This window comes from Streptomyces sp. P5F9 (assembly GCF_057961495.1).
The window spans coordinates 1-9,651 of the sequence record NZ_JBXVPZ010000382.1; the positions used below are offsets into that span (position 1 = coordinate 1).

The following is a 9,651-nucleotide window of genomic DNA, read 5'->3' on the forward strand; positions in this document are numbered from 1 at the left end:
GGGGGGTGGTGGGGCGGGTGCGTTCGGGCCGGCGCCGGTGATGCCCAAGTCGCCTGTGGGGTCAGCCGGGTTCGTGCCCGAGCCGCGCGACGCGGCCCCGTACGACACCGTGCCGCCGGCCTCCGGTCATCGCCCCGGGAAGGTCTCCGTCTCCGTCGCCGCCACGGCGGCTCCGGGTGCCAACGGGCGTGGGCGCAGGGTCGGTTGTGCGGTGGTGCTCTCCGTCGCCGCGGCGCTGGCGGTGGTGACGCTGGTGCCGGTGTGGCTGTACTGGCTGCAGCCGGACGACAAGGGCAAGGAATCCTCGGCGGGTACGATCCCGACCTCCTCCGCCACGGCGACCAGCGCGCCGAGCGCGGGCGACGGCTCCTCGCTCAAGTCCATCCCCGACGCCTACCTCGGCACCTGGCAGGGCGAGGGCACCGCCCTCGGCGGCACGCTCCCCGACGGGACCTTCCGGATCACGGTCGCCAAGGTGGGCGTCGGGCAGCGGCTGGGCATCCTCCGCCAGACCGACCAGCTCGGCGGCGTCTGCGACGACGTACTGACCCTGAAGCAGGTGACGAAGACCCGGCTCGTCGCCTCGGCCGCGGGCGCGACGTCGAACCGCGACGTCTGCAACCAGGCCGCCCACACGGTCACCCTCACGCCCGTCGGCGACGACCTCAAGTACCTGTCGGACAGCTCCGCCGAGGGTTCCCCGACCGCGCGGCTGTCCAAGGTCAAGTAGCCGTCCGGTGGACTACGACCAGCTGCTGATCGCCCTCGCGGGGGTGTGGGGCGCGGGTGCGGGGGCGGTGGTGGCGCGGGTCGGCCGGCGCGGTGCCGGTACCGCTCTCCTTGTCGTGCTGATGTGTGTCGCCCTCGCCGCCGCCACCGGTACGCGGCCCGAGCTGGCGGTCTGGCTGCTGCTCGCGCCCCTCGCGGTGGCGGTGCCCAGGGCGGCGCTTCCCCTCGCGGGTGCCGCCCTCGCCCTCCTCGGTGTCGTCACCCTCGTGCCCGAGCACGCCGGGCACTGGACGACCGCGCTGCTCGGCGCCCTCGCGCTCGGCGGTGGGTACTTCGCGCTGAGCCGTGTCGACTCCGGCGGCGGTGGTCTGGGCCCCGGTGAGGTGAGGCTCGCGGTCGGGGCGGGGGTCGTGCTCGGGTGGTACGGGTGGCCGACGGTGATGGTGGGCGCGTTCGCGGGGTTCCTGATCAGGGCGGTCTACGGCGGTTTCGCGGCCTGGAGACGGCGGGACGGCCGGGGGATCGTCGTCCCCTTTGGGCCGTTTCTGCTCGCCGGTGCTTTCCTCGGGCTGCTGGTCGGCGCGTACACGGCCTGAGGTCCGGGCGGGAAAACCGCTGGCGTAGGCTGGCAAGGTCCGTCAGCACCACCTGCCTGTCCGCAACCCTTGACGAAAGGGACCTCCCGGTGACCGAGAAGGCCGAGCTTCAGTCCGTCCTCGACCGTGCCGCCGAGGGCGGGCGCATCACCCCCGAAGAGGCGCTCGACCTCTACCGCGACGCCCCGCTGCACGCGCTCGGCGCCGCCGCCGACGCCGTACGCAAGCGTCGGTACGCGGGTACGGAGCACATCGCGACGTACATCATCGAGCGGAACATCAACTACACGAACGTGTGCGTCACGGCGTGCAAGTTCTGCGCGTTCTACGCCGCGCCCAAGGACACCGCGAAGGGCTGGACGCGGGACCTGGACGACATCCTGCGCCGGTGCGCGGAGACCGTCGAACTCGGCGGCACGCAGATCATGTTCCAGGGCGGACACCACCCGGACTTCGGCGTCGAGTACTACGAGAAGCACTTCGCCGCGATCAAGGGCGCGTACCCCCAGCTGGTCATCCACTCCCTCGGCGCGTCCGAGGTCGAGCACATGGCCCGGATCAGCGGGGTGCCGGTCGAGGAGGCCATCACCCGCATCCACGCGGCCGGCCTCGACTCCTTCGCGGGCGCGGGCGCGGAGCTGCTCCCCGCCCGCCCCCGCAAGGCCATCGCGCCCCTCAAGGAATCCGGCGAGCGCTGGCTGGAGATCATGGAGGCGGCGCACAACCTGGGCGTCGAGTCCACGTCGACGATGCTCATGGGCACCGGCGAGACCAACGCCGAGCGCATCGAGCACCTGCGGATGATCCGTGACGTACAGGACCGTACGGGCGGCTTCCGGGCCTTCATCCCGTACACCTACCAGCCCGAGAACAACCACCTGAAGGGCCGCACGCAGGCCACGCTCTTCGAGTACCTGCGCATGATCGCCATCGCCCGCCTCTTCATGGACAACGTCGCCCACATCCAGGGCAGTTGGCTGACGACCGGCAAGGAGGTCGGCCAACTCTCCCTGCACTACGGCGCGGACGACCTCGGCTCGATCATGCTGGAGGAGAACGTCGTCTCCTCGGCCGGCGCCAAGCACCGCTCCAACCGCATGGAGATCATCGACCTCATCCGCAAGGCGGGCCGCGTCCCCGCCCAGCGGACGACGACCTACGAGCACATCGTCGTCCACGACGACCCGGCGAACGACCCGGTCGACGAGCGCGTGATGTCCCACATCTCCTCCACGGCCATCGAAGGCGGCACGGCCCACCCGGAGTTGAAGCTCCTGTCCGCCAACTAGGGCCGCTGTGCTGACGATTCACACGGCGGACGAGGGCGATGCCGTCGCCGTCGAGGGTGCCCGGGTCGCGGGTGTGGGGACGCTGGCGGAGGTCCAGGAGCGGTTTCCGGGTGCGAGGGTGCGGAGTTGGCCCGGTGTGCTGGGTCCCGCGCGCGTCCACGAGGGCCCACTCCCGGACGCCCCGAGCCCACGCGAGCGGATCCACGCCGTATTGAAGACAGGTGCTACGGCTGTCCTGGCGGAACATGTGGATTCGCTCGAACTCCGAGCGGCGGCGGATCGGAACGGGGTAGAGATCCTCGCCGGCCCACGTCCTACGGCTGTTGTCCATGGTGACCGTGCCGACCTGGCCGTATTCGACAAGGCCGGCACCTGCATCGCAACGGTGTGTGCGGGCCGGCTACTTCACAGACTCCGCTGAGGCACGTCTTTTAGGGGCGCGGGGCTGTGACATGTGCGGCTCCGCCGCGCGGGCGCGACCAGCGCCGCGCAGTCCAACACCCCTTCTTTCAGGGGCGCGGGGCTGTGACATGTGCGGCTCCGCCGCGCGGGCGCGACCAGCCACAACCGGCCGTCAGTCGGCGAACAACCAGTCACCCGGCAAACGCTTCCCCGAACGCCCCCGCAGATTGCGTCACCCCGCTGCAGTCCGTAGCAGCGTCGTCGTCCGAACTCCCGCTCTCACACTGCTGATCCCGGAACGTCGACCACATCGACACCCACGCGATCTTCTTCGACTCGGCGAACGTCCGCACCTGCGCCGCATCCGAGAGCGAGAACGTCTCCCCGGAGACATCGTTCACCCCGATCATCGACGTGAGCGCCATCCCCTGCCAGGCCCCCGCGTCCGACAACCCGAACACCTTCTTCAGCTGGGTGTGCGTGGCCGTCGCCGACGTGATCGCGTAGTCGCCCATGTCATCGGTGTACGACTCGCCGTAGTTCATCGTCATGACGTTCACCGTGGAGACCTCGACCGCGTTGTCGTTGGCGGACTCCAGCAGCGCCAGGCTGTCGGAGTCGAGGCCGGACGGCATCACGGGCAGGGTGAAGGAGACCTTGAGGTCGGTGCGCTCCTTCTGGAGCAGGGCTATCGCCTTGGAACGCAGGGCGACCGACGCGGAGTCGGTGAGCGCGTCGCCCTCGATGTCGAAGTCGGCCTGGGCGGAGCCGGCCGCGTCCAGCGCCTCGCCGTACGCCTTCGCGAGCGCCGTCGCGCTGGTGCAGGTCTCCGCCAGCTCCTTGCCGGACGCCCCGCCGAAGGAGACCCGAACCGTGGCACCGGAGGTCTTCAGCGCCGAAATCCTGGACTTCACCGCCGAGTTGTCGATCGCGGTCGTACCGTTCCACTCCGGCGTGCAGGTGCTGCCCTTGGCGATGGCGAAGGACAGGTTGTACGTCGACGGCGACCCCTTGCCGTCCATGCCCGCGGCCGTCGTCGCGCTGACGTACGGGGCGTAGGCCGTGGCCGACGACGAGCCCGACGAGGCGGACGGCGAAGGCGTCGACGACGGTGTGGACGTAGCGCTCTCCGTCCCTCCTGGGGACGAGTCCGACGAGTCGCCGGAGCTGGAGGAGCATCCGGTGACCGCGAGGGCAAACAAGCAGGTGAGCCCGGCCGCCGGTTTCAGGAAACTCCTCATATGAGCATGCACCCTTTACGTCGCGGGACGGTGATTTCTGTCTCAGGATGGAAACAGAGTCGGTTTCCGAAGGCTAAATGAAGCACATGGGGCTGTGTCTCGCGAAGACAGAAAGAACATAGGGTACCCACGAGTACCGGCGTACGAAACGGTCAAGCCGGGCGGCGAAGCGGAAAATTGGGGACACTACTGACACCGGTCGCTCATAAGGCTTTTCCTGGGTTCTCTAAGAGAAGGCACAGGTTCCGCCTTTTTTCTTGGCGGGCTCACAAGAGAACCAGAGTTTTGGTCACATAAAGGCGGCCTAATGTCTGGGGAATGCAATCCGAGTCCGCCATCGAAAACCCCGCCTCTGTGCGGGGTCGCCGCCGCAAAGCCGGCAACGGGTCCGCAGAAGGCCCCGTGTTCGTTGACAACTCCGGCCGCCGGTCAAAGGTGCTGCGCCGGATCGGCCTCCTCATGGGCACCGTCTGCCTCGGGTACGCGTTCGTACTCGGCATGGCGTTCATGGGCTGGGGCATCTCGCTCAACCCCTCCTCGCTGCTGCCCTTCGGCGGCGGCCAGGCCGGTTCCGCTCCCGGCGGCGGCTACGGCCCCAACGGCGGCAGAGGCGGCGTAGCGCCCTCCGGTGTTCCGACCGGCGCCCCGACCGACATCCCCTCGGGCGCCCCCACGGGTGCGGCCCCGTCGTCCTCAGCCACCGCACAGTGACCGGAGCACCACCGCACTCATGACTACGACGACTCCTTCGCGCGGGCGCCGACGCGCCCCCACCCGGATGGAACGCGCGGCCGGCAAGGCCGCCGCGCTCCAGCGCCCCCGGGTGATTCTCGCCCTGCTGCTTCTCCTCGGCCTCACCTGCGTGATGCTGCTCGACGGCTACCTGCGCGCGGAAGTCGGCGGCGACGAACGCGTCCGGGACGGCGCGAGCGCCAGCAAGGTCCCCGACAAGGTGCTCAACGGCGGCCCGATCCTGACCTTCCGCAACGGCAAGCCCGTCACCCAGACCATCCCGAAGAAGACCATCGTCCTCACCTTCGACGACGGCCCGAACCCCACCTACACGCCCACGGTCCTGAAGATCCTCAAGAAGTACGACGTGCCGGGCACGTTCTTCCTGGTGGGCTCGATGGTCTCGCGCTACCCCGACATCGTGAAGCAGATGGTCGAGCAGGGCGAGGAGGTCGGCATCCACACGTTCACCCACGTCGACCTCTCCTACCAGAGCGACGCCCGCATCAAGCGCGAGATGGAGCAGACCCAGCTCGCGCTCGCCGGCGCGGCCGGCATCACCACCACGCTCTTCCGCGCGCCGTACTCCTCGGAGACGGACGCGATCGACAACTACAGCTACCCCGTCTACAAGAAGCTCGGCGCGTCCGGCTACACCAGCGTCTTCGTCGACACCGACAGCGACGACTGGAAGCAGCCCGGCGTCTCGAAGATCATCAAGTGGGCGACGCCGTCCGGGACTTCGGGTTCCTCGGTGCTGTTCCACGACGCCGGTGGCGTGCGCTCGCAGACCATGAAGGCGCTGCCCACGTACATCGAGAAGATGAAGGCGAAGGGCTACACGTTCACGACCGTGAGCGGCGCCATCGCCAAGAACAACGCCGCCGAGCGGGCGAGCGGGACCGGTGCGGCCGCGGGCACCGCCGCCGGGACGAGCAGCGGTACGGTCGTGGCCGGCGGGCAGCCCTCCGCGGCGCCCACCGCCGGGGCGCAGCCTTCCGGGGCACCCGGTACCGGCCAGACGACGGTCGGTTCGGCCGCGGGTGGAGCCGGGGGAGCGGGTGGCACCGGCACCGGGCGGACCTCGGTCCTCCAGGGCGCCCACCGCGAAGCCACCGGCATGACCCTCTACGAGGGCAAGGCGCTCATCTACGCCGTCACCGTCGCGGAGTGGGTGGTGCCGGGACTCGCGGCCGGACTCTCCGTCGTCGGCATCGCCGTCATGAGCCGCTTCGGGATGATGCTGATCCTCGCCCGGCGCCATTACAGACAGCGCAACAAACGCAGGTTCAGCTGGGGACCCACCGTCACCCGCCCGGTGACCGTCATCGTCCCGGCGTACAACGAGAAGGAGTGCATCGCCAACACCCTTGAGTCGCTGGCGAAGAGCACCCACCCGATCGAGGTCATCGTCGTCGACGACGGCTCCTCGGACGGCACCTCCGAGATCGCCCGCGAGGCGGCACGGTCCTTCGGCATGACGAACGTCCGGGTCATCCGCCAGGAGAACGCGGGCAAGCCCGCCGCCCTCAACAATGGTGTGCGCAGCGCGAGTTACGACATCGTCGTGATGATGGACGGCGACACCGTCTTCGAGCCCGACACCGTACGGCAGTTGGTGCAGCCCTTCGCCGATCCCGAGGTCGGCGCGGTCGCGGGCAACGCCAAGGTCGGCAACCGCAACACGGTGATCGGCGCCTGGCAGCACATCGAGTACGTGATGGGCTTCAACCTCGACCGCCGCATGTACGACCTGCTGCGCTGCATGCCCACCATCCCGGGCGCGATCGGCGCGTTCCGCCGCGACGCGGTGCTCCAGGTCGGCGGCATGAGCGAGGACACGCTGGCCGAGGACACCGACATCACCATCGCCATGCACCGCGAGGGCTGGCGGGTCGTGTACCAGGAGCACGCCAGGGCATGGACCGAGGCCCCGGCTTCCCTCAAGCAGCTGTGGTCGCAGCGCTACCGCTGGTCCTACGGAACCATGCAGGCCCTGTGGAAGCACCGCAAGTCCCTTACGGACAAGGGCCCTTCGGGCCGCTTCGGCCGGGTCGGGATGCCCCTGGTGGTGATCTTCCAGATCATCACGCCGGTCTTCGCCCCGCTGATCGACGTCTTCACCGTCTATTCGATGATCTTCGTGGACTTCTGGGCGTCCCTGGCGATGTGGTTCGCGGTGCTCGGCATCCAACTCGTCTGCGCGGCCTACGCGTTCAGGCTGGACCGGGAGAAGTACCGCTACCTGCTGATGATGCCGCTCCAGCAGCTCGCCTACCGCCAGATGATGTACCTCGTCCTCATCCACTCCAGCATCACAGCCCTGACCGGCGGCCGGCTGCGCTGGCAGAAACTCAAGCGCACCGGCGAGGTCGGCACACCGGCGGGGGCGAGCTGATGACCTGGGAACAGCAGCAGGGCTACGGCGGCTACGGCCAGCCGCAACAGCCCCAGCAGCCCCAACACCCGTACGGCTACGACGGGTACGGGCAGCCTCAGCCGTACGGCCAGCCCCAGCCCCAGTCGCCGTACCCGTATCAGCAGCAGCCGTATCCCCAACAGCAGCAGCCGTATCCCCAACAACAGCAACAGCCGCCGTATCCGCAGCAGTACGCGGGGGCGGACCACGGTCAGGGCGCGGGAGCGGCCGTCGTGGGTGAGACGGTGACGCTGCCCGCGGTGGAACCGGAGGCCGATCCGGAGCCGGTGGCGGCGGACGTCGTCGAGGAGTCTGCCGAGAAGCCTGCCGAGAAGCCCGCGCCCGAACCGGCGGGCCGGGACCGGTACTTCGACACCCTGCGGGCCGTCGCGCTGATCCGGGTCGTGACCTATCACACCTTCGGGTGGGCCTGGTGCGGGATGGTGTTCCCCTCGATGGGGATCATGTTCGGGCTGGCCGGGACGCTGATGGCGAAGTCGCTGGAGCGGCCGGCGTTCAAGGTGGTCAAGAGCCGGATGCGGAGGCTGCTGCCGCCGTTCTGGTTCTGGGGTTTCTTCGTGCTCGTCGCGATGATGATCCACGACTGGATGCCGGGCTGGCAGATCGTCTTCTGGATCGTGCCCGTCGGTGATCCGCCGGGCAACGCCTGGGGCATGCAGGCCTGGGAGATCCTCTGGTACCTGCGGACGTATCTGTGGTTCGTGATGCTGTCGCCGGTTCTGCTGTGGATCTTCCGCAAGGCGCCGATCCCGGTGCTGCTGCTGACGCTTGTGCCGATCGTGATCCTGAAGTTCGTGTGGGCGGGGCCGGACAACCGCTTCGGCAACGCGCTCTGGGACCTGTCGACGTACCTCTTCTGCTGGATCCTCGGCTTCGCCCACCGCGACGGTGTGCTCCAGAAGCTGAAGCCCTTCCTGGTGGTCACGCTGTCGCTCGCCGCGATCGCCTTCGGCGGCTGGTACGCCTTCACGCACCAGGCCGAGGCCGGCGGCACCTACGACCTGGACGAGAGCCCGCTCGCCCAGACCTACTGGTCGGCCGGCTACGTCATGCTGCTGATGTGGGCCAAGGCCTACTTCAACATCGACTTCGCCTGGCTGACCCGGTTCAAGCGGCTCGACCGGATCGTCACGATCTTCAACGCGCGGGCCGTGACGATCTATCTCTGGCACGAGATCGCGCTGGTGCTCGCGGTGCCGCTGACCGACCAGTTCTGGAAGGTGCCCGCCTTCGAGAAGTGGCTGCCGCTGGGGAGCCAGTGGTTCATGTTCGGCATCGGCTGGATCCTCATCGCCGTCTTCATCGTGCTCTGCGGCTGGGTGGAGGACGTGGCGGCGAAGAAGAAACCGAGACTCCTGCCGTCATGAGCATGTGTGGGTGGGTGAGTGCGGGCCGGGCGCCTTCGGGATGCCCGGCCCGTACTGCCACAATGGGCCCGTGACCCGCGCATCCCTGGACAAGCAGCCGCACGAAGTCGCCTCGATGTTCGACGACGTGGCGGAACGGTACGACCTGACCAACGACGTGCTGTCGCTCGGCCAGGACCGCCGATGGCGCAAGGAGGTCACGAAGGCGGTCGACGCCCGCCCCGCGCAGAAGATCCTGGACCTCGCCGCCGGTACGGCGACCTCGTCCCTCCCCTTCGCACGCAGCGGCGCCTACGTCGTGCCCTGCGACTTCTCCGTCGGCATGCTCCAGGTCGGCAAGAAGCGTCACCCCTGGCTGCCGCTCACGGCCGGCGACGCGACCAGGCTGCCGTTCAAGGACGACACGTTCGACGCCGTGACCATCTCCTTCGGGCTGCGCAACGTGCAGGACACGGACACCGCGCTGCGCGAGCTGTACCGGGTGACCAAGCCCGGCGGCCGGATGGTGATCTGCGAGTTCTCGCACCCGACCTGGGCGCCCTTCCGCACGGTCTACACCGAGTACCTGATGCGCGCGCTGCCGCCGGTCGCCCGCGCCGTCTCCTCGAACCCGGACGCGTACGTCTACCTCGCCGAGTCCATCCGTGCCTGGCCCGACCAACTCGCACTGGCCGAACGGCTGCGCAAGGCCGGCTGGTCGAAGGTCGCCTATCGCAACCTGAGCGGCGGGATCGTGGCCCTGCACCGGGGCTTCAAGAAGGCCTGAGTGCGGCTTCGGCTTCGGCTGCGGGGGCCTGGGCAGCGTTTCGCGGGCGACCGGCGGCAGCGCGCGCATCAGGTACTCGGTGTAGACCG

Annotated in this window: 8 protein-coding genes and 1 pseudogene; 8 read left to right on the forward strand and 1 reads right to left on the reverse strand. The window is 68.9% G+C overall.

From position 1 onward, the window contains the following. From AC31A1_RS39235 to AC31A1_RS39250, 4 genes and pseudogenes are all read left to right on the forward strand, one after another. A pseudogene (locus AC31A1_RS39235) lies at window positions 1-730 on the forward strand (serine/threonine protein kinase); the annotation flags it as partial. Between the two features lie 7 nt (window positions 731-737). Then, complete coding sequence (locus AC31A1_RS39240) at window positions 738-1,325, forward strand: hypothetical protein (RefSeq protein ID WP_489657857.1); 588 nt, start codon at window positions 738-740, stop codon at window positions 1,323-1,325. Window positions 1,326-1,414: 89 nt separating this feature from the next. After that, window positions 1,415-2,614, forward strand: a complete 1,200-nt coding sequence (gene mqnC, locus AC31A1_RS39245; protein ID WP_489657858.1) for a cyclic dehypoxanthinyl futalosine synthase — start codon at window positions 1,415-1,417, stop codon at window positions 2,612-2,614. A gap of 7 nt (window positions 2,615-2,621) precedes the next feature. Next, window positions 2,622-3,035 (forward strand): imidazolonepropionase-like domain-containing protein, encoded by a 414-nt coding sequence (locus tag AC31A1_RS39250; RefSeq protein ID WP_489657859.1) that lies wholly within the window; start codon window positions 2,622-2,624, stop codon window positions 3,033-3,035. Window positions 3,036-3,207: 172 nt separating this feature from the next. Here the strand turns inward: AC31A1_RS39250 and AC31A1_RS39255 are convergent, their stop codons facing one another. Continuing rightward, window positions 3,208-4,257: a chitinase gene (locus AC31A1_RS39255; RefSeq protein ID WP_489657860.1), complete on the reverse strand. Its 1,050-nt coding sequence runs from the start codon at window positions 4,255-4,257 to the stop codon at window positions 3,208-3,210. Window positions 4,258-4,659: 402 nt separating this feature from the next. Here AC31A1_RS39255 and AC31A1_RS39260 point away from each other — a divergent pair, with 402 nt between their 5' ends. The 4 genes from AC31A1_RS39260 to AC31A1_RS39275 all read left to right on the forward strand — a co-directional run bounded on the left by AC31A1_RS39260 (window position 4,660) and on the right by AC31A1_RS39275 (window position 9,562). Next, window positions 4,660-4,968: a hypothetical protein gene (locus tag AC31A1_RS39260; RefSeq protein WP_489657861.1), complete on the forward strand. Its 309-nt coding sequence runs from the start codon at window positions 4,660-4,662 to the stop codon at window positions 4,966-4,968. Between the two features lie 19 nt (window positions 4,969-4,987). Next, window positions 4,988-7,387, forward strand: coding sequence for a bifunctional polysaccharide deacetylase/glycosyltransferase family 2 protein (locus AC31A1_RS39265; RefSeq protein WP_489657862.1), 2,400 nt, complete (start codon window positions 4,988-4,990; stop codon window positions 7,385-7,387). Then, window positions 7,387-8,796 (forward strand): acyltransferase family protein, encoded by a 1,410-nt coding sequence (locus AC31A1_RS39270; protein WP_489657863.1) that lies wholly within the window; start codon window positions 7,387-7,389, stop codon window positions 8,794-8,796. The genes AC31A1_RS39265 and AC31A1_RS39270 overlap by 1 nt, the downstream gene beginning before the upstream one ends. 70 nt (window positions 8,797-8,866) lie before the next feature. Next, complete coding sequence (locus AC31A1_RS39275) at window positions 8,867-9,562, forward strand: demethylmenaquinone methyltransferase (RefSeq protein ID WP_489657864.1); 696 nt, start codon at window positions 8,867-8,869, stop codon at window positions 9,560-9,562. Window positions 9,563-9,651 lie beyond the last annotated feature (89 nt).

Excerpts from the sequence above, each read along its gene's own strand:
- AC31A1_RS39270 (WP_489657863.1), top strand. The coding sequence starts at position 7,387 with ATGACCTGGGAACAGCAGCAGGGCTACGGCGGCTACGGCCAGCCGCAA.
- AC31A1_RS39265 (WP_489657862.1), top strand. The coding sequence starts at position 4,988 with ATGACTACGACGACTCCTTCGCGCGGGCGCCGACGCGCCCCCACCCGG.
- AC31A1_RS39255 (WP_489657860.1), bottom strand. The coding sequence starts at position 4,257 with ATGAGGAGTTTCCTGAAACCGGCGGCCGGGCTCACCTGCTTGTTTGCC.